Below are 16,899 nucleotides of genomic sequence, written 5' to 3'. Positions count from 1 at the left end.
CGAGGGAGACGACCGTGACGACAGAGGGCCCGGGCACCGCCGGTGCCGGCTACGCCAGCTTCCCGATCACCACCGCCTTCGACTTCCCGGAGTACGAGGTGCAGCGGACGCTCGGGTCGTGCTTCGGGCTCGTGGTCCGCTCGATGGGCGCGGTCCGGGGGATCGGGGCGTCGTTCAAGTCGCTCGTCGGCGGTGAGGTCGGGGCCTACACCAAGCTGCTCGAGGACAGCAGGCGCCACGCCATGGACCGGTTGATCGAGAACGCCCGGCTCATGGGGGCCAATGCCATCGTCGGGATGCGGTTCGACTCCTCGGAGATCGGCCAGGCCCTCACCGAGATCGCCGCGTACGGGACGGCCGTCGTCATCGGCCCCCGGCGGTAGGGACGCGGTGCTGTACGCGCTCCTCGGCGTGCTCGTCGTCGCCGCGGTCCTGGTGGCCGCGGCCATGAGCCTCTTCGTGCGCCGCCATGGGGAGTCCGACGGCCCCGAGCCCGGCTGGGTCCCGACCGACGAGGTCTTCAAGGACCCCATCACCGACCGCACCATGCGCGTCTGGGCGGACACCGGCGGCGGACGCCACTACCTCCCCGAGGCCGGCGGCACCCGGGGGCGGTCGCGGTGACCGGCCCGATCGACCTCGGCTCGGCTCCGCCCGACACGGTGCTGCCCCCGGCGCCTGCGGCCGGCGTCGAACGCCTGGCGGCGGCGTCGGCGGTGCCCGCCGCCGCCCGTCACGACGCCGTGGCCGACGTGGTGCGCGCCTTCCCCGAGTGGTCCGAGGCGTGGGCGGCGCTCGGCGACGTGTCGCGCGACGATGTCGAGGCGTACGCCTGCTACCGCGTCGGCTACCACCGGGGCCTCGACGCGCTGCGCCGGGCGGGATGGCGGGGGAGTGGGTATGTCCGGTGGGCGAACGCCGGCAACCGCGGGTTCCTGCGCTGCGTGGAGGGGCTGCGGGCCGCGGCCGCCGCCATCGGCGAGGCCGCCGAGGAGGAGCGCTGCGCGCTCTTCCTGCGCCAGCTCGACCCGGCGTGGCCGCCGGCGGGGCTGCCGGGCGCCGGCGGGCGGTGAGGCGCGCCGCCGCCGTGCTGCTCGTCGCCGGCGTGGCGCTCGCGGCCTGCGGCAGCCCCTACCCCGGGAAGACCATCGGCGAGCAGGTCCGGTCGTGGGCCACGACGACAGGGCTGTCGGCCAGCCTCGGCGCGCTGCGCGGCGACGCCCGACGGATCGTGATGGTGCAGGCGCGTCACGACCCCGCCGCCCTGCGCACCGACTGCGACGTGCTCGTCAACGACGCCCTGGCCGCCAACCAGAACCTCCCGGCGCCCGACGACCAGCTGTCGGCCGTGCTCACCGCCGCCTACGCGGCGGCCGCCGCGGCGGGGCGCGACTGCAGCAAGGCGGCCGCCGGTGACGGCGCCGTGCTGGGCCGGGCCACGTCCGAGCTCACCCAGGCGGCCGCCGGCTACGTGAAGGCCGAGGCGCGCCTCGACGCCCTGGGCGCCACCGGGCCCGGGGGCTCGTCGTGACGGGGGGGCACGGCGTGGTCGGCCCCGTCCCCCCGGGCCGGGAGCCCGACGGCTACGACCGCCTGCGACGGCGGGTGCTGTGGTCCATGCCGAGCGGCTTGTACGTGGTGGGCACGAGGGCGGGGGATCGGCGCAACCTCATGACGATCAGCTGGGCGACCCAGGTCGCCACCGAGCCGAAGCTGGTCGGCATCGGCGTGGAGGCGGGGTCGGTGACCCACGCGCTGCTCCACGAGGGTGGCGTCTTCGCGCTCAGCCTGCTGCCGCGCGCCCAGCGGGCGCTCGTCCGCCGCTTCGCCAAGCCGGTGGTGTCGTCGTCGGTCGACGCCTCGGGTGCGGGGACGATGGACGGCGAGCCGGTCCACGCGGCCTCGACGGGCGCGCCTGTCCTCGACGTGGCGGCGGCCTGGCTCGACTGCGAGCTGCGCCATGCCCTGATGCTCGGGAGCCACACGTGGTTCGTGGGCGAGGTCGTCGACTGCGGCCAGGCGCAGGAACCGGCGCGGCCCGGGGGCGGCGCGTCGCCCGCGGGCGACGGGGACGGCGAGGGCGGTGTGCTGCGCATGCAGGACACCCGGATGAACTACGGGGGGTGAGGGGGTGCGTCCCGAGGCGGGCGGCCGTGCCTCAGGTGGCCGCGGCCCCTGACCCCCCGTCCGTCACCGTCCCGGTGCCCGGTGCGGCGGCCTCGGGCCGCAGATCGACGCGCAACGTCAGGATGCCGTCGTCGAGGGAGGTCTCGGCGTCGCCGATCATGGCGTAGTCCATGAAGTCGAGCTGGGCCTGCTCGACGAAGCGCTGGCGTTCCGGGCCCTCGACGGGGGGGATGCCCCGGGACCGGACGGCGGCGGCGCGGGCGCGGAAGCGCCCCACCATGGCCGCCGGGTCGAATTCCTCGGGCATGCCCTGACTGTAGTGGCGACGGCGTCGCGCCCCCTGAGCAGGCAGACGAGCGGGTGGCCGTGGTCCCGGGCCGGTCCCGGGCCGGTCCGGGGGCGGGTCGGGCGCCCCCTGACCGGCAGATAGACTCTCTGCGAGTCCTCGCCGTGATCCACGCGCCCGGCCGACAGGGGAGTCGCTCGTGAAGAAGGGACGGCATCGCCGCTTCGAGGAGGCCCGCAGCCTGAAGCGCTCGATCGCGACCGCCAACAAGCGCTGTCCGGAGTGCGGCGCCGAGCCCGACGACGAGCACGCGTCGTGGTGCATGGCCGAGTCCGACGAGCTGGAAGACATCCTGGGTCCCGGCTCGGGTGTGTCGCTCGAGGACGACCCGCTGGCGGAGTGACGGGCGGGCGCCCTGCGCGCCGGGGAGCAGACGGCTACGGGTGCCGGCCGTTGGGCATGAGGTCGCCGCTGCCCCACTGGCCGAGCGAGTTCAGCTGCACGTGGTCGCCGGTCGCCTCGACGATCCGACCCCCGCCCACGTAGATGGCGGCGTGGTACACGCTCGTCCAGTCGGACTGGTTGGATCCCCAGAACACGAGGTCGCCCGTCTGCAGCGCGTCGAGCGCCACCGGTTGCCCGGCCGTGTGGTACTGGTCGTCGGCCACGCGTGCGAAGGTGATGCCCGCGGCGTGCGTCCACGAGGCCAGGGTCAGGCCCGAGCAGTCGTACCCGGTCGGGCCGTTGCCGCCCCAGATGTAGGGCTTGCCCAGCTGCGCGAAGGCGAACAGCGCCACGGCGTCGCCCGGCGTGACCGACCGGAACATGAGCCCCTGGGGCGGCGGCGCCGAGCCGAGCGCGTCCCCGAAGGCGTGGACGGTGCCGTTCTGGTCGACGACCCAGTACCCCGCGCCGGTCTCGCTCGACACGACCTTCTCGGCGGGGTCGGGCGTGGGGCTCGCGCCCATGGAGCCGTGGAAGGCGGCGTCCCCGAAGGCGAAGATGCCGCCGTCCGAGGCCACCAGCCAGTAGCCCGCCCCGTCGGGGGTGGGCGCCATGCCCACGATGGGTTGGCTGAGATGGATGGCGCCGGTGGATCCAGAGAAGGCGGCGTCCCCGAAGGAGAAGATGCCGCCGTCGGAGGCCACCAGCCAGTAGCCCGCCCCGTCGGGGGTGGGCGCCATGCCCACGATCGGCTCGTTGAGTGCGATCGCCCCGGTGGAGCCGTGGAACCCGGCGTCGCCGTAGGCGAAGACGCCGCCGTCCGAGGCCACCAGCCAGTAGCCGAGACCCGTCTGCGTCGGGACGATGCCCACGACGGGGTGGGCCAGGGGTAGCGAGCTCGCCGAGCCATACGACGCAGTGGCTCCGAAGTTCCACACGTCCCCGTGCGCCGTAGCCAGCCAGAAATCGCTGGGCGTGGGCGCGTCGGGGGCGGGGCTGCCCACCGTGTGCGGCGTCGGTGCGGCCGCGGCTCCTGTGGCCACGGCGACGTCGGTGCCGGCGACGACGGCGACCGCCAGAGCGGCCGCGGCGAGTGCGCCGGCGAGACGCGTGCGAATCACAGTCCCTCAGTCGGCAGGCCGGGCGACCACCTTGAGTGACGTGGGCCCCGGCAGGGCCCGTTGCGGACGTGTTGTCAGATCCGTCGCGGTGGCGATGTCGAGGTCCGTGGCCACCCGGTTGTCAGCGCCGCGGTCGCGGCCCGTCGTCACCCCCCGGCGCAGGCTGCCTGCCGGGGCCGGGACTTCAGGAGGGCCGCGCCTTGCGGACGGCCGGATGCGGCAGGCGCACGGGCGCGGGGACGGCGACGGACGTCGCCGCCGGGACCATCACCGGGGCGAGCGGGGCCCCCGTCCGGGCGGCCCCGTTGCCGGCCCCGTTGCCGGCCCCGTTGGCGGCCGCCAGGCCGAGGGCCGTGTCGCGGGCCCGGAGGTAGCGGACGAGTCGCTTGAAGATCTTCTTGCCGACCATGGCGACGAGCTCGTCCTCGAGCTCCTCGTAGACCGGGCGCGTCCCCACGAAGGCTTCGGGCGACTCGGTGCACCACCAGTGGAACTCGAAGCCGCCGTCACCCCAGTCGCGGCGGTCCCACTGCCTGATGACCGACGTGACGTGGCCGTCGTCGGCGATCTCGTCGTCACGGCGCAGCGGCAGCTGCCAGCAGACGTCCGGCTTGAGCTCGAGGTGCGGGATGCCCTGCTCGGCCGCGGCGCGGTGCAGCGCGCATCCGGGGCCGCCGGGGAAGTCGACACGGTTGAGGAAGATGCACGCGTCCTTCACCAGGCGGGTGGTGAGGTCGCCGGACTTGGAACGCACGACGACGTCGGGCCGGGCCTTCCCCGCGGTGCGGGCCTTGCCGTGGAACTGCCACTGCTCGGGCGTGAGCTTGGCCGCCGCCGCCTGGACGCGGCGGGCGTCCTTGGCACCGGTGAAGTGCGCCCCGTACGAGCAGCAACCCTGCACCAGCTCGGGAGCGGGGCCTGTGAGGACGCCCTGGCAGCCCTGGCCGAAGATGCACGTCCACCGGCTCTCGAGGAAGGTGACGTCGAACAGCCAGGTGCGCTCCTCCTCGGGATCCGGGAAGCTCACCCACTCGTGCGAGCCTTCCGGGGCACCGTGCCAGGGCTCGTGGCGGCCCTTGGCCGCCGCCGTCGTTCCCTGGGTCGCCGACTGTCGACCGCCCATGTCCTCTACCTCCCGCCTGCGGCGGTGGGCTCGCCCACCGGTGCCGCCTCGACCATCCGGACCGGTTCCACCATCCGGACCGGTTCCACCATCCGGACCGATTCGAATTGCGCGCCGCTGGGCTCGGCACAGCAGAACCACGACTCGGTGAGGCGCGGGCGCTCGTCGGGCGCGACGGACGAGCGCAGACGGTCCTCGGGCGCGGGCGCCGGCCCGGGCCCGGCGTCGCCGAGTACCGCGGCCGCGGTGGCGCGCACGGCGTCGTAGGCCTCCCGGGCGGGCCACCCGTCGGTCCCGGCGCGCTCCGCCAAGACGGCCAGCCGCTCCTGGAGCACGTCGAGACGAGGATCGGGCGACGTCCAGCTCCACCCCAGGTGCTCGGCGTCGTAGTCGCCCACGCGGCCCGCCAGGGTCCCGGAGGTGACGAGGAGCGAGCCGGGGGGCACGAGGAGGCGGATGGCGAGTTGCACGGGGTCGACGTTCCCCACCAGGTCGCAGCGCGCCACGAGGTCGAGGATGTCGACGACGTCGCCCGCCGTGGTCCACGGCGTGAAGGGGAGCAGCGACGGACGCGGCTCGATGCCCGCGGCGCGCAGGACGGCCACCGCCTCGACCTCCTCGGCGGCGGTGTGCCCCTTGTCCAGGTGCACGAGGATGTCGTCGCTGGCCGACTCGAACGCCGACACCGCGAACAGGCAGCCCGCGGCGGCGAGACGCGTCCACACGGTGCGGTCGCGCAGGATGTGCTCGACCTTGGCGGTGACGTCGAAGGTCACGTCTGGGAAGGCGCCGTGGACGGCGTCGACGACCCGCAGCGCGTGGTGGGGGCCGTTCAGGAAGTCGGGGTCGCCGAAGGTGATGTGGCGGGCGCCCATGGCCACCAGCTGGGCGACGTCAGCCACGACGGCGTCGACCGAGACCAGGCGGGTGCGCCCGTCGTACACGACGGGGACGGGGCAGTGGCGGCAGCGGTGCGCACACCCGTGGCTCGCCTCCACGTAGCCGGCGAGTCGGTGCTCGGCCCCCACGGCCAGGCGGGCGTAGTGCTCCAGTTTCGGCAGGAGGTGGCGGGCGGGCAACCCGAAGTGGCCCCGACCGAGCTCGACGACGGTACGCGAGCCGCCTGTCCCGACACTGCCCCCGACCCCGGTCGTCATGGCGGTGCGTCCCGTTCGACCCGCCAGGTCGTCGGCCCATGCGACCAGCGCCGGCTCGTATTCCCCGGCGATGGTGACGTCGGCCACGGGCGCCGCGCCGTGCACGCCGTCGAGCCCGGCGTAGAGCCCGTAGAGGCACAGCGCAATGTCCGGGCGCCGGGAGCGGACCTCCGTGCACACGGTGCGCGCCAGGCGCATGGCCGTGTGCATGGGAACCGAGCACGCCACCGCCTCCGCCCATGACAGCGTGTCGGGGTCGAGCGCCTCGACGGCGAGGTCGGCGCACCGCACGTCGTGGCCGGCGCGCGCCAGTGCACCGGCGGGCGAGGCCACGTGCAGCGGCTGATGGCCGAGCTCGTACGTCGACACCAGCAGGACGCGCACCGCCACACGGTAGTGGCATCGGCAGCGATGGTCGGACCGGGGCCGCCAGGTGGGTCTCGACCCGTCGGCCGTCGTCCACCTCGCCCACGCGGCGTCAGCAGGCGGGTGGCCCCGCGCCCGCGTCGGGGTCGATGTCGACGTCCAGCACCGCCCGCGCCCGCCGCAGCGCGCGCTCCACCCGTTCGGGCGTCCGATCGCGGGCGAAGACGAAGCCGAGGTAGCGGTTCCCCTCGGGGACAGGAGCCACCCGGCGGCCGGGCGCCACGGTGAATTGGACGTCGGTGACGCCCGGGACGGCCAACGCCTCGACGCCGCCGTCGACGCCGACGAAGACCCCGGCACGCGGGATCGGGACCATGAGGACGCCCGACGCCCCCACGGCAGCGGTGGCGCCGAGCGGCATGTCCAGCGCATGGGCGATCACGAGCGCCTCGAGCGAGCGACCCGTGGAGAACGACAGCGCGCGCGAGCACAGGCCACCGATGGTCCGCGCCGCCACCTCGATGACCGAGGCCCGCCCGCCGCTGACGCGCACCTCGGCATGTACGGGGCCGTCGCGCAACCCGAGCGCGGCCGTCGCCCCGGCCGCCGCCGCCAGCACCGCGGCGGCATCGAGCGGGGCCAGGCGTGACGGGGTCACGTAGATGGTCTCCTCGAACGCCGGCCCGTCGAGGGGGTCGGGTTTGTCGAAGACGGCCAGGGGCCGAAGCTCACCCGCCACGAGCAGGCCTTCGACCGCGACCTCTGCTCCCGGGACGAACCGCTCCACGAGCAGCGGGGTGGCGGTCGCCACCCCGGCGGCGGTGGCGATGCGCCGCACGCGCGCGGCGACGGCGACGGCCTCGTCGGTCGTGTCGGCGCGCAGGACCCCCTGGCTGCCGGACAGGGTCGTCGGCTTGATCACGCACGGCAGGCCCACCCGCCGGGCCACGGCCGCGACCTCCTCGGGCCCCGCATCCGCGGGGAGGGGTGCGAACGCCGGCTGGGGCACCTCGGCAGCGGCCAGGCGGGTGCGCATGGCGAGCTTGTCGCGCGCCGCGGCGACGGCCTCGGGGGGGTTGTGCCGCAAGCCGAGCAGCTCCCCGGCGGCCGCCGCCACCACGGTGCCGGCGTCGTCGACCGCCACCACGGCGTCGAGGGGGGCCACGGCGTCGTGGGCGGCGATCAGGCGGGCCGCCTCGGCGGGATCGCCCAGGGGGACCTCGAGGGAGCGAGTACCCATGGCGGCCTTCAGGGCGTGGGGCTCGTCGGTGCCGACGACGACCTCGACCCCGAGCGCCCGGGCGGCGTCGAGGAAGTCCGCGGCGCGGTACGTGGCCGAAGGAAGGAGAAGGAGTACTCGGGCCACACACCTATGATGGTGCGGGGAGGTTGCCACCATGGCTCAGGACGCCTCGGTCGAGGACACCGCGACCACCGCTGTACTCACCGTGACACCCGCGGCACGCGGTGTCGTGCTGGACGCCCGCGCCCAGGAGGCCGACGCCGAGCACCTGGCCCTGTGGGTCGAGGTCACCGGCGCCCGCGACGGCGCCTACACCTATGACATCTACTTCCAGGCGGCGTCTGACGCCGGGGCCGGCGACGCCGTCGCCGAGGATGCCGGCCTGACCGTGGTGGTGCCCGAGTCGAGCGCCGCCCGCCTGGTGGGGGCCCGGCTCGACTGGTCCGAGGAGGGCGAGGGCGGGCTGGTCATCCTGAACCCGAACACCCCACCGCGGCCCGAGGCCTTCACCGAGCGCCGCCAGGGGGATCTCACGGGCGAGCTCGCCCAGCGCATCCTGGCGGTGCTCGACGACCAGGTGAACCCGTCGATCGCCATGCACGGGGGCCGTGCCGACCTGGTGGCGGTGGAGGAGAGCGTGGTCTACGTCCGTCTCAGCGGCGGGTGTCAGGGCTGCGGCCTCGCCAAGGTCACGCTGTCGCAGGGGATCGAGGTCGCACTGCGCGAGGCCGTCCCCGAGATCGCGTCCGTCGTCGACGTCACCGACCACGCCAGCGGCGCCAACCCCTTCTACGAGCCGGCCAAGAAGTAAGGCCGGAGGGGCGTCTCCCGGGGCGCACCTGCCCGGGCGGCTCCGTTCAGGCGGCGCGCATCCGCGGCGCCGTCATGCCCTTCGGTTAGCGTGCCCGCCATGCACGCCCTCGTCACGGGGGTCAGCGCGGCGGGCGGACTGGTCCTCGGCGACGGGCTCGAGGTGCTCGTGGAGCGGATGGGCGCGCGCCTCCCGATGACCCGTCCCTGGTGGCGATGCCAGTCGTGCGCTACGCCGGCGCGTGGGCTCGCCCTCGTCCCCGTGGCGCGGTCCCTGACACTGCGGTCGGGCTGCCCGTCGTGTGGGCAGGCGGTGGCGCACCCGTGGCGGCCCGCGGTCCTCGCCGTCGTCAGCGCCGCGGTGCTCGGCTCCATGGCGGCCCGCATCGGGGCCGACGCGGCCCTGGCCCCGTTCGCCGTGCTGGGCCTGTCGCTGGTGGCGATCAGCGCCGTGGACCTCGAGCGGCAGATCATCCCCAACCGCCTGATCTACCCCACCCTGGCCCTCCTGATCCCGCTGCTGGTGGTGGCGTCGGCCGTCGACCACCGGTGGGGGGCGCTCACCCGGGCCGCCATCGCCGGCGGCGGCGCGTTCGCCGCCTTCTACGCCGTCCACATCGCCGTCCCGCGCGGCATGGGGTTCGGCGACGTGCGGCTGGCGGGTGTGATCGGTGCCGCCACGGGGTGGCTGGGCCTCGGCCGCGCCTTCGTCGGGTTCCTCGCCGCCTTCGTCCTGGGGTCCGTCCTGGGCGTCGTGGCCATGGCGGTGACCGGGGCCGGTCGCAAGACCAAGATCCCCTTCGGCCCCTTTCTCGCTGCCGGCGCGTGGCTGACGGTGCTGTGGGGAGGGCCCGTGGCCCACGCGCTCTTCCAGCGCGGGGCCTGACCCGCCCTGCGCAGCGCGGGGCCTGACCCGCCCTGCGCACCGCGGGGCCTGACCCGCCCTGCGCACCGCGGGGCCTGCGGGGCCTGACCCGCCCTGCGCACCGCGGGGCCTGTGGGGACGCCGAAGTAGATTGGCCGCGTGCTCAGGTTCCTCACCGCGGGAGAGTCCCACGGCAGGGCGCTCGTCGTGATCGTGGAGGGCCTGCCCGCCGGGCTCCCGGTGACGACCGCGGCGGTCGCCGGCGAGCTCGCCCGACGACGCCTCGGCTACGGGCGGGGCCCCCGGATGCGCTTCGAGGCCGACGAGGTCTCGCTCGTCGGAGGCGTGCGCCACGGCCGCACGCTCGGGGCGCCGGTGGCCGTCGAGATCGCCAACACCGAATGGCCCAAGTGGCAGGAGGAGATGTCTCCCGACCCGGGCGCGCCCAGCACCGTCCTCACGAAGCCCCGCCCCGGGCACGCGGACCTCGCCGGGATGCAGAAGTACGGGTTCGACGACGCCCGCGACGTCCTCGAGCGGGCGTCCGCCCGGGAGACCGCCGCCCGGGTGGCCGCCGGCTGCCTGGCCAAGGCGCTGCTCGCCCGGCTGGGCATCGCCGTGGTCAGCCACGTCATCGGGCTGGGGCCGGTGCGCGCCGGAGACGGCCAGCGCCCGGGGCCCGACGACCTCGGGCGCGTCGACGACTCACCCGTCCGCTGCTTCGACCCCGACGTGGAGGCGCGGATGGTGGCCGCCGTGAAGGCGGCCGCCAAGGACGGCGACTCCCTGGGCGGGGTGGTCGAGGTCCTCGCCTACGGCGTGCCGGTGGGGCTCGGCAGCCACGTCCACTGGGACCGGCGCCTCGACGGGTTGCTCGCCCAGGCGCTCGTGAGCATCCAGGCCGTCAAGTACGTGGAGTTCGGTGAGGGCGCCGACGTGGCCACCCGGCGCGGCTCCGAGGCACACGACGCCATCACGTGGGACGAGGCCGACGGCGCCTACCGCCGCGAGACGGCGCGCGCCGGTGGCATCGAAGGGGGCATGTCGACCGGCGGCCTCGTCGTGGCGCGTGTCGGCATGAAGCCCCTCGCCACGTTGAACCGGCCCGTGCTCGGCACCGTCGACGTGGTCACCAAGGAGGCGACCGTGTCGTTCAAGGAGCGGACCGACGTCACTGCCGTGCCGGCCATGGGCGTCGTGGCAGAGACCATGACGGCGCTCGTGCTCGCCGCCGAGGCGTTGCGGAAATTCGGGGGCGACTCGCTGGCCGAGGTGTTGCGCAACCGGGACGGCTACCTGTCGTCGCTGCACGACACGCCGTCGTCGGCCGTCGCGGCCGGCAGTGGCTGAGCACCTCCTGCTCGTCGGCATGATGGGCACGGGGAAGTCGACGGTGGGCCGGTTGGTCGCGGCGCGGCTCGGGCGTCCCGTCGTCGACACCGACGACGTCGTCGAGCAGGCCGCGGGGACGTCGGTGGCGGCCATCTTCGCCACGAGTGGCGAGGCCGCCTTCCGTCGCCGCGAGGCCGAGGCGCTGCAGGACGTCCTCGCCCGCGACGACGCGTGCGTCGTGTCGGTCGGGGGTGGGGCCGTCCTCGATCCCACCAACCGGGCCGCCATGCGGCGCGCCGGGACGGTGGTGTGGCTGCGCGCCCGCCCCGACACGCTCGAGGCGCGGGTCGGCGACGACGACGGCCGGCCGTTGCTGTCCGGCGTCGGCGAGGGGGTCGCCGGAGCGCTCGTCCGCATCGACGCCGAGCGCCGGCCGCTCTACGACGAGCTCGCCGACGAGGTGGTCGACGTGGACGGCCTCGACCCGGACGAGGTCGCCGACCGCGTGCTGGCCGTCACGGGCCGGGCGGTGCGGGCGCAGCGGGACGGGCGATGATCACGGTCCCGGTCGGCCTGGGGGACAGGGCCTACGACGTCGTCGTCGGGGCGGGCGCGCGCCGGCTGCTCCCGGACATGCTGCCGCCCGGCGTCCGCCAGGTGGCCGTGGTCACCCAGGACGGCGTCGAGGTGGACGTCGACCCGGGTGTCGAGGCCCGGACCTTCGTCGTCCCCGGCGGCGAGGCCGCCAAGACCCTCGGCACCGTGGAGCGGTTGTGCCGGGACTTCGCCGGCTTCGGCCTGGCGCGCTCGGACGCCGTGGTGGCCGTCGGCGGGGGCGTCGTCAGCGACGTGGCGGGGTTCGCGGCGGCCGTGTTCCACCGGGGCATCGCCTACGTGAACGTGGCCACCACGCTGCTCGCCCAGGTCGACGCCGCCATCGGGGGCAAGACGGGCGTCAACCTCCCCGAGGGCAAGAACCTCGTGGGCGCCTTCTGGCAGCCCACCGCTGTCATCTGCGACACCGAGGCCCTGCGGTCCCTGCCGGCGCGCGAGTGGTCCTCGGGTCGCGGGGAGATGGCCAAGTACGCCTTCCTGGGCGACGGGCTGCTCGACGACGGCCGCCCGGGCGCGTCGTTGCTCGGTCTCTCGCTCGACGAGCAGATCGCCACGTGCGTGGCGATCAAGGCCGCCGTCGTGTCCGAGGACGAGCGCGAGTCGGGCCGCCGCATGGTGCTCAATTACGGCCACACCCTCGCCCACGCCCTGGAGGCGGCCGCCTTCGGGCCCGATGCCAAGTGGGACCTCCGCCACGGCGAGGCGGTGGCCATCGGGCTCGTGTTCGCGGCGATGCTGGCCCGGCGCCTCGGGCGTGTCGACGACGAGCGGGTGGCCCTGCACCGGCGGGTCGTCGGGGCCTTCGACCTTCCCGCCGACCTTCCCACCGGCGCGTCGGCGCGCGAGCTCGTCGACTTCATGGCGAGGGACAAAAAGGCGCGCCACGACCTGACGTTCGTCCTCGACGGCCCCCGCGGGGTCGAGCCCGTGCACGAGGTGGACGAGGCCGCCGTCCTCGCTACCCTGGCCGACATGGGATGCGCGCCGTGAGCGGGGGCGGGGGAGCGCTCGTGCTGATGCTGTCGGGGCCGAACCTCGACCTCCTGGGTGAGCGCGAGCCCGAGATCTACGGCCGGGCTCGGCTTGCCGACCACGTGACGGCGGCGACGGCGGAGGCCGCCGCGTGCGGGCTGGAGCTCGAGCACCACCAGAGCAACCACGAGGGCGAGCTCGTGGAGCTCGTCCACGGCGCACGGGGCCGGGCCGCCGCCGTGGTGGTGAACGCCGGTGCCCTCACGCACTACTCCTGGTCGTTGCACGACGCCCTCGCCGCCTTCGAGGGGGTCGTGGTGGAGCTTCACCTCTCCAACCCCGCGGCCCGCGAGCCGTGGCGCCACACGTCGGTGGTGGCGGGCGTGGCCGACGGGGCGATCGCCGGCTTCGGCGGACTGGGCTACCTCCTGGCGGTGCGGGCCGTGGCCGCGTTGCTCGCCGAGCGCCCGCCCGGCTCCCCGTGAGCAGCCCCGCCGCCGGCGAGCTGCCCCCTATGCTCGTGCCCCGCCGCCTGGAGCGACTGCGCGCCGGGCTCGACGCCGCCGCGGTCGACGCGCTCCTCGTCACCGCGCTTGCGAACGTGCGGTACCTGACCGGGTTCACCGGCTCGGCGGGCGTGCTGCTGGTCACGACCGCGGGCGCGTTGCTCACGACCGACGGCCGGTACCGGACGCAGGCGGGGGAACAGCTGCGTGCCTCGGGCACCGACGGTGCCGTGGCGCTGTGCATCGGCGGCGTGCAGGCCCAGCGCGAGGCACTTGCCGCCGCGGTGCAGTCGGCTGCCGTCGGGCGCCTCGGCCTCGAGGCCGACCACGTCACGTGGGCCGCCAAGGGTCGCTGGGCCGACGCGCTGGCCGTCGCCGAGCCCGTGGCCACGAGCGGCGTGGTCGAGGCACTGCGGCAGGTGAAGGACGACGGCGAGCTGGCGCGCATGGCGCGGGCAGCCGCCATCGCCGACGCCGCGCTCGGCGAGGTGCTCCCCATGCTCGGGCAGGGCGGGCGCGAAGAGGACGTGGCGCTGGCCCTCGACACCGCCATGCGCCGGCTGGGGGCCGAGGACCGCGCCTTCGAGACGATCGTGGCGTCGGGCCCCAACGCCGCCAAGCCCCACGCCCGGCCCTCGGCCCGGCCGATCGAGGCCGGCGACCCCGTGGTGATCGACTTCGGGGCCGTGTACGAGGGGTACCGCTCGGACATGACGCGCACCTTCTGCGTGGGCGGCGAGCCGACCGGCACGCTGGCCCGGGTGTTCGCCGTGGTGGCCGAGGCCCAGGCGGCCGGGGTGGCGGCCGTGCGCGCCGGGGCCGCCGCCGGGGACGTCGACAAGGCGTGCCGCGACCTGATCGCGGCGGCGGGATGGGGGGACGCGTTCGATCACGGCACCGGGCACGGCGTCGGCCTCGACATCCACGAGGGCCCGGCGGTCGGAGCCGGGTCGACTGCTATCCTCGCCCCCGGAGTCGTCGTGACCGTCGAGCCCGGGGTGTACCTGCCCGGCATCGGCGGTGTCCGTGTGGAGGACACCGTCGTGGTCACCGAGAACGGCTGCCGCACCCTGACCGCTTTCCCCAAGGACGTCGCCGCCTGATGGCTGTCACCACCAACGACCTGCGCAACGGCATGACGCTCGACCTGCCCGACGGGCTGTTCGCCGTCGTGGAGTTCCAGCACGTGAAGCCGGGCAAGGGCGGCGCCTTCGTGCGCACCAAGCTCAAGAACGTCCGGACCGGCGCCGTGCTCGAGCGCACGTTCCGCGCCGACGAGCGGGTGGAGCAGGCCATCGTCGACAAGCGGGAGATGCAGTACCTCTACCGCGACGGCACCGACTACGTCTTCATGGACGTCATCTCCTACGACCAGCTGCAGGTGTCGCCGGCGTCGCTCGGGGACGCCGCCAACTACCTGAAGGAGGGTGACAACGCCGTCCTGCAGATGTACGCGGCCGAGATCGTTGGCGTCGACCTGCCCGCCGCGGTCGAGCTGGCGGTCACCGAGACCGAGCCCGGCGTGCAGGGCGACCGGGTGTCGGGGGCCCGCAAGCCGGCCACGCTCGAGACGGGTCTCGTGGTGCAGGTCCCCCTGTTCGTGAACCCCGGTGACCGCTTGAAGGTCGACACCCGGTCCGGCGAGTACATCACCCGGGCATAGCCGGCAGCGGCCGTGCCCGAGCACCGCGCCCCGGGGGCGCCCGGGGAAGGGCCCCGACACGAGGCGCGCGAGCGGGCCCTGGCCCTGTTGTACGAGGCGGAGATGAAGCGCGCCGACCCGCTCGACGTGCTCCGGGCCCTCGCCGTGGCCCCCGACCCCTTCGCCACGACGCTCGTCGAAGGGGTGGTGGACCGCTCGCAGGAGATCGACGCCCTGGTGTCGGCAGCGGCCGAGGGGTGGGAGATCGAGCGCATGCCGGTCCTCGACCGGGCGGTCCTGCGCCTGGCCACGTACGAGCTCATCGCCGAGGCCGGCACGCCCGTGGCCGTGGTGATCGACGAGGCCGTCGAGCTGGCCAAGCAGTACTCCACGGAATTCTCGGGTGGATTCGTGAACGGCGTGCTGTCCACCATCGCCCGCCGGGTCCGGGGCTGAGCACTCCCGGCGACGCCGAGGCGCGCCACGACCGAGGCACGCCACGCCGAGGCGCGCCACGACCGAGGCGTGGCACGCCGACGTACTCCGCTCGGCCCGGCGCCCGGCGCCGGCCGGTTCGCTGCTACCATCCTCCGACGACCGTGAAGCGGGTCCCGTGAGGCCCGGACGGACCGTGGAGGAGCCTTCGTGGCCGAACGAGAGCGCAGACTGACCCCACCGCGAGGTGGGGTCTTCGTTCCTCGGGTCCAGGTCCTCTCGGCCCAGGACGTCCACCGGGCCCTCATCCGGATCGCCCACGAGATCGTCGAGCGCAACCGGGGCCTCGAGGACGTCGTGGTCGTCGGGCTGCAGACCGGGGGCGTCCCCCTGGCCTTCCGGATCGCCAGCGTGCTCGAGGAGGTGGAGGGCACGGCGGTCCCGGTGGGGCTCCTCGACGTGGCCTTCTACCGCGACGACATCGGGATACGCCCGGTGCTCCCCGAAGCCGCCACCGACATCCCCGGTGACCTGGCCGGCCGGCTCGTCGTCCTGGTCGACGACGTCCTGTTCACCGGGCGCACCGTCCGCGCCGCGCTCAACGCGCTCGCCGACTACGGCCGCGCCCGGGCCGTGCAGCTGGCGGTGATGGTCGACCGGGGGCACCGTGAGCTGCCCATCCGCCCCGACTACGTGGGCAAGAACATGCCCACGCGTATCGACGAGCAGGTCGACGTCAGCCTCGACGGCGTCGTGCTCGGGGACGTGGTGCCCCGGTGACGGCGGCACCGAGGCAGCGCGTGCCCGTCGCGGGGCCCGTGGCGGCGGGGGCCGAGGCGGGCAAGGGATGCCGCCGCCACCTGCTGTCGGTGGCCGAGCTCGGCGCCGACGGCATCGAGGAGATCCTCCGGGTGTCGGACGCCTTCGTCGAGGTGGGCCAGCGCGCCATCCCGAAGGTGCCCGCGCTGCGGGGGCGCACCGTCGTCACCCTCTTCGCCGAGCAGTCCACCCGCACCCGCCTCTCCTTCGAGACGGCGGCCAAGCGCCTGTCCGCCGACGTGCTCTCCTTCTCCGTCGACACGTCGTCGGCGAAGAAAGGGGAGTCGCTGCGCGACACGGTGGAGACGGTAGCCGCCATGGGCGTGGACGCCTTCGTCGTGCGCCACCCGTCGGCCGGCGCGCCGGCCGCGGTGGCGCGGTGGGTCGACGCCGCCGTGGTCAACGCCGGCGACGGCTGGCACGAGCACCCGACCCAGGCCCTCCTCGACTGCTACACCATCCGCGAGGTCCTCGCCGAGCGCGCCGGCCGGAAGCTCGAGGATGCCGGCGTGGAGTGCTTCGACGGGCTGCGCGTGGCCATCGTCGGCGACGTCCGCCACAGCCGGGTGGCGCGCTCGCAGGTCCTCGCCCTCGGTGCCCTCGGGGCGGAGGTGACCCTGGTGGCCCCGGGCAGCCTGCTTCCGCCGTCGTTGGAGGGTTGGCCGGTGGCGGGCGTCTCCACCGACCTCGACGCCGTGCTCCCCCTCATCGACGTCTGCTACCTGTTGCGGCTCCAGATCGAGCGCGGCGCGGGTGCCTTCTTGCCCTCGGTGCGCGAGTACAGCGCGTCGTACGGGCTCACCGCGCCGCGCGCCGCCCGGCTCGCCGAGGGCGCGCTGGTGATGCACCCCGGGCCCATGAACCGTGGCGTCGAGATCGCCGACGACGTCGCCGCCCTCCCGCAGTCGCTGGTCCTGCGCCAGGTGTCCAACGGCGTGGCCGTCCGCATGGCGGTCCTGTTCATGCTGCTCGGGTCGACGGGGACGGGCGACGCGCCCGGCCTGGCGCGATCGCTCGGGAGCGACGGTGGCTGAGG

At 74.9% G+C, this 16,899-nt stretch carries 22 protein-coding genes; 17 read left to right on the top strand and 5 right to left on the bottom strand.

The genetic code is table 11. The features are described from left to right. The first annotated feature begins 14 nt into the window (after positions 1-14). The 5 genes from VMV22_08150 to VMV22_08130 are packed head-to-tail and all read left to right on the top strand — an operon-like array spanning position 15 to position 2,127. The gene (locus VMV22_08150; protein ID HUY22300.1) at positions 15-383 is read left to right on the top strand and encodes a YbjQ family protein; all 369 of its coding nucleotides are present in this window, start codon (positions 15-17) and stop codon (positions 381-383) included. 7 nt (positions 384-390) lie between these two features. Beyond that, positions 391-624, top strand: coding sequence for a hypothetical protein (locus tag VMV22_08145; protein ID HUY22299.1), 234 nt, complete (start codon positions 391-393; stop codon positions 622-624). Further along, on the top strand, positions 621-1,073 hold the full coding sequence (locus VMV22_08140) for a DUF3151 family protein (GenBank protein HUY22298.1): 453 nt from the start codon (positions 621-623) through the stop codon (positions 1,071-1,073). The genes VMV22_08145 and VMV22_08140 overlap by 4 nt, the downstream gene beginning before the upstream one ends. Then, on the top strand, positions 1,070-1,531 hold the full coding sequence (locus VMV22_08135; GenBank protein HUY22297.1) for a hypothetical protein: 462 nt from the start codon (positions 1,070-1,072) through the stop codon (positions 1,529-1,531). The genes VMV22_08140 and VMV22_08135 overlap by 4 nt, the downstream gene beginning before the upstream one ends. A gap of 14 nt (positions 1,532-1,545) precedes the next feature. Then, the gene (locus VMV22_08130; GenBank protein ID HUY22296.1) at positions 1,546-2,127 is read left to right on the top strand and encodes a flavin reductase family protein; all 582 of its coding nucleotides are present in this window, start codon (positions 1,546-1,548) and stop codon (positions 2,125-2,127) included. 31 nt (positions 2,128-2,158) lie between these two features. On the opposite strand, the gene VMV22_08125 is transcribed toward VMV22_08130, so the two are convergent. After that, the gene (locus VMV22_08125; GenBank protein HUY22295.1) at positions 2,159-2,434 is read right to left on the bottom strand and encodes a hypothetical protein; all 276 of its coding nucleotides are present in this window, start codon (positions 2,432-2,434) and stop codon (positions 2,159-2,161) included. Between the two features lie 178 nt (positions 2,435-2,612). Between VMV22_08125 and VMV22_08120 the strand changes: the two genes are divergently transcribed. Beyond that, positions 2,613-2,816 (top strand): hypothetical protein, encoded by a 204-nt coding sequence (locus tag VMV22_08120; GenBank protein HUY22294.1) that lies wholly within the window; start codon positions 2,613-2,615, stop codon positions 2,814-2,816. A gap of 34 nt (positions 2,817-2,850) precedes the next feature. On the opposite strand, the gene VMV22_08115 is transcribed toward VMV22_08120, so the two are convergent. The 4 genes from VMV22_08115 to VMV22_08100 form a co-directional block, all read right to left on the bottom strand. Further along, complete coding sequence (locus VMV22_08115; protein ID HUY22293.1) at positions 2,851-3,978, bottom strand: C40 family peptidase; 1,128 nt, start codon at positions 3,976-3,978, stop codon at positions 2,851-2,853. 184 nt (positions 3,979-4,162) lie between these two features. Beyond that, complete coding sequence (locus VMV22_08110) at positions 4,163-5,101, bottom strand: hypothetical protein (protein HUY22292.1); 939 nt, start codon at positions 5,099-5,101, stop codon at positions 4,163-4,165. Positions 5,102-5,106: 5 nt separating this feature from the next. Continuing rightward, positions 5,107-6,642, bottom strand: coding sequence for a CUAEP/CCAEP-tail radical SAM protein (locus tag VMV22_08105; protein HUY22291.1), 1,536 nt, complete (start codon positions 6,640-6,642; stop codon positions 5,107-5,109). Positions 6,643-6,736: 94 nt separating this feature from the next. Further along, positions 6,737-7,990, bottom strand: coding sequence for an ATP-grasp domain-containing protein (locus tag VMV22_08100; GenBank protein ID HUY22290.1), 1,254 nt, complete (start codon positions 7,988-7,990; stop codon positions 6,737-6,739). A gap of 31 nt (positions 7,991-8,021) precedes the next feature. On the opposite strand from VMV22_08100, the gene VMV22_08095 reads away from it, so the two are divergent. From VMV22_08095 to VMV22_08045, 11 genes are all read left to right on the top strand, one after another. Beyond that, complete coding sequence (locus VMV22_08095; protein ID HUY22289.1) at positions 8,022-8,678, top strand: NifU family protein; 657 nt, start codon at positions 8,022-8,024, stop codon at positions 8,676-8,678. A gap of 99 nt (positions 8,679-8,777) precedes the next feature. Next, a complete protein-coding gene (locus tag VMV22_08090) occupies positions 8,778-9,563 on the top strand; it encodes an A24 family peptidase (protein HUY22288.1) in 786 nt (261 codons plus the stop codon). A gap of 138 nt (positions 9,564-9,701) precedes the next feature. Continuing rightward, positions 9,702-10,892 (top strand): chorismate synthase, encoded by a 1,191-nt coding sequence (gene aroC, locus VMV22_08085; protein HUY22287.1) that lies wholly within the window; start codon positions 9,702-9,704, stop codon positions 10,890-10,892. Further along, complete coding sequence (locus VMV22_08080) at positions 10,885-11,430, top strand: shikimate kinase (protein HUY22286.1); 546 nt, start codon at positions 10,885-10,887, stop codon at positions 11,428-11,430. Before aroC ends, VMV22_08080 begins: the two co-directional genes overlap by 8 nt. Next, positions 11,427-12,479 (top strand): 3-dehydroquinate synthase family protein, encoded by a 1,053-nt coding sequence (locus VMV22_08075; GenBank protein HUY22285.1) that lies wholly within the window; start codon positions 11,427-11,429, stop codon positions 12,477-12,479. The genes VMV22_08080 and VMV22_08075 overlap by 4 nt, the downstream gene beginning before the upstream one ends. After that, positions 12,476-12,946, top strand: a complete 471-nt coding sequence (locus tag VMV22_08070; GenBank protein HUY22284.1) for a type II 3-dehydroquinate dehydratase — start codon at positions 12,476-12,478, stop codon at positions 12,944-12,946. The genes VMV22_08075 and VMV22_08070 overlap by 4 nt, the downstream gene beginning before the upstream one ends. A 29-nt stretch (positions 12,947-12,975) precedes the next feature. Next, on the top strand, positions 12,976-14,070 hold the full coding sequence (locus VMV22_08065; GenBank protein ID HUY22283.1) for a Xaa-Pro peptidase family protein: 1,095 nt from the start codon (positions 12,976-12,978) through the stop codon (positions 14,068-14,070). Next, complete coding sequence (efp, locus tag VMV22_08060) at positions 14,070-14,630, top strand: elongation factor P (protein HUY22282.1); 561 nt, start codon at positions 14,070-14,072, stop codon at positions 14,628-14,630. The genes VMV22_08065 and efp overlap by 1 nt, the downstream gene beginning before the upstream one ends. Positions 14,631-14,642: 12 nt before the next feature. Then, a complete protein-coding gene (gene nusB, locus VMV22_08055) occupies positions 14,643-15,065 on the top strand; it encodes a transcription antitermination factor NusB (protein HUY22281.1) in 423 nt (140 codons plus the stop codon). 189 nt (positions 15,066-15,254) lie between these two features. Beyond that, on the top strand, positions 15,255-15,824 hold the full coding sequence (gene pyrR / locus VMV22_08050; protein ID HUY22280.1) for a bifunctional pyr operon transcriptional regulator/uracil phosphoribosyltransferase PyrR: 570 nt from the start codon (positions 15,255-15,257) through the stop codon (positions 15,822-15,824). 20 nt (positions 15,825-15,844) lie between these two features. Then, positions 15,845-16,897: an aspartate carbamoyltransferase catalytic subunit gene (locus VMV22_08045; GenBank protein ID HUY22279.1), complete on the top strand. Its 1,053-nt coding sequence runs from the start codon at positions 15,845-15,847 to the stop codon at positions 16,895-16,897. Positions 16,898-16,899: the final 2 nt, after the last annotated feature.

It is taken from the genome of Acidimicrobiales bacterium, from assembly GCA_035531755.1.
Lineage (GTDB): Bacteria > Actinomycetota > Acidimicrobiia > Acidimicrobiales > UBA8190 > DATKSK01.
Note: the sequence above shows the minus strand (reverse complement) of the source record. Positions and strands in the feature narration are given on the sequence as shown.

What these genes read in the sequence shown, in the direction of transcription:
- VMV22_08075 (HUY22285.1), top strand. Translation starts at nt 11,427, where the DNA reads ATGATCACGGTCCCGGTCGGCCTGGGGGACAGGGCCTACGACGTCGTC.
- efp (HUY22282.1), top strand. Translation starts at nt 14,070, where the DNA reads ATGGCTGTCACCACCAACGACCTGCGCAACGGCATGACGCTCGACCTG.
- VMV22_08095 (HUY22289.1), top strand. Translation starts at nt 8,022, where the DNA reads ATGGCTCAGGACGCCTCGGTCGAGGACACCGCGACCACCGCTGTACTC.
- VMV22_08065 (HUY22283.1), top strand. Translation starts at nt 12,976, where the DNA reads ATGCTCGTGCCCCGCCGCCTGGAGCGACTGCGCGCCGGGCTCGACGCC.
- VMV22_08090 (HUY22288.1), top strand. Translation starts at nt 8,778, where the DNA reads ATGCACGCCCTCGTCACGGGGGTCAGCGCGGCGGGCGGACTGGTCCTC.
- VMV22_08125 (HUY22295.1), bottom strand. Translation starts at nt 2,434, where the DNA reads ATGCCCGAGGAATTCGACCCGGCGGCCATGGTGGGGCGCTTCCGCGCC.
- VMV22_08110 (HUY22292.1), bottom strand. Translation starts at nt 5,101, where the DNA reads ATGGGCGGTCGACAGTCGGCGACCCAGGGAACGACGGCGGCGGCCAAG.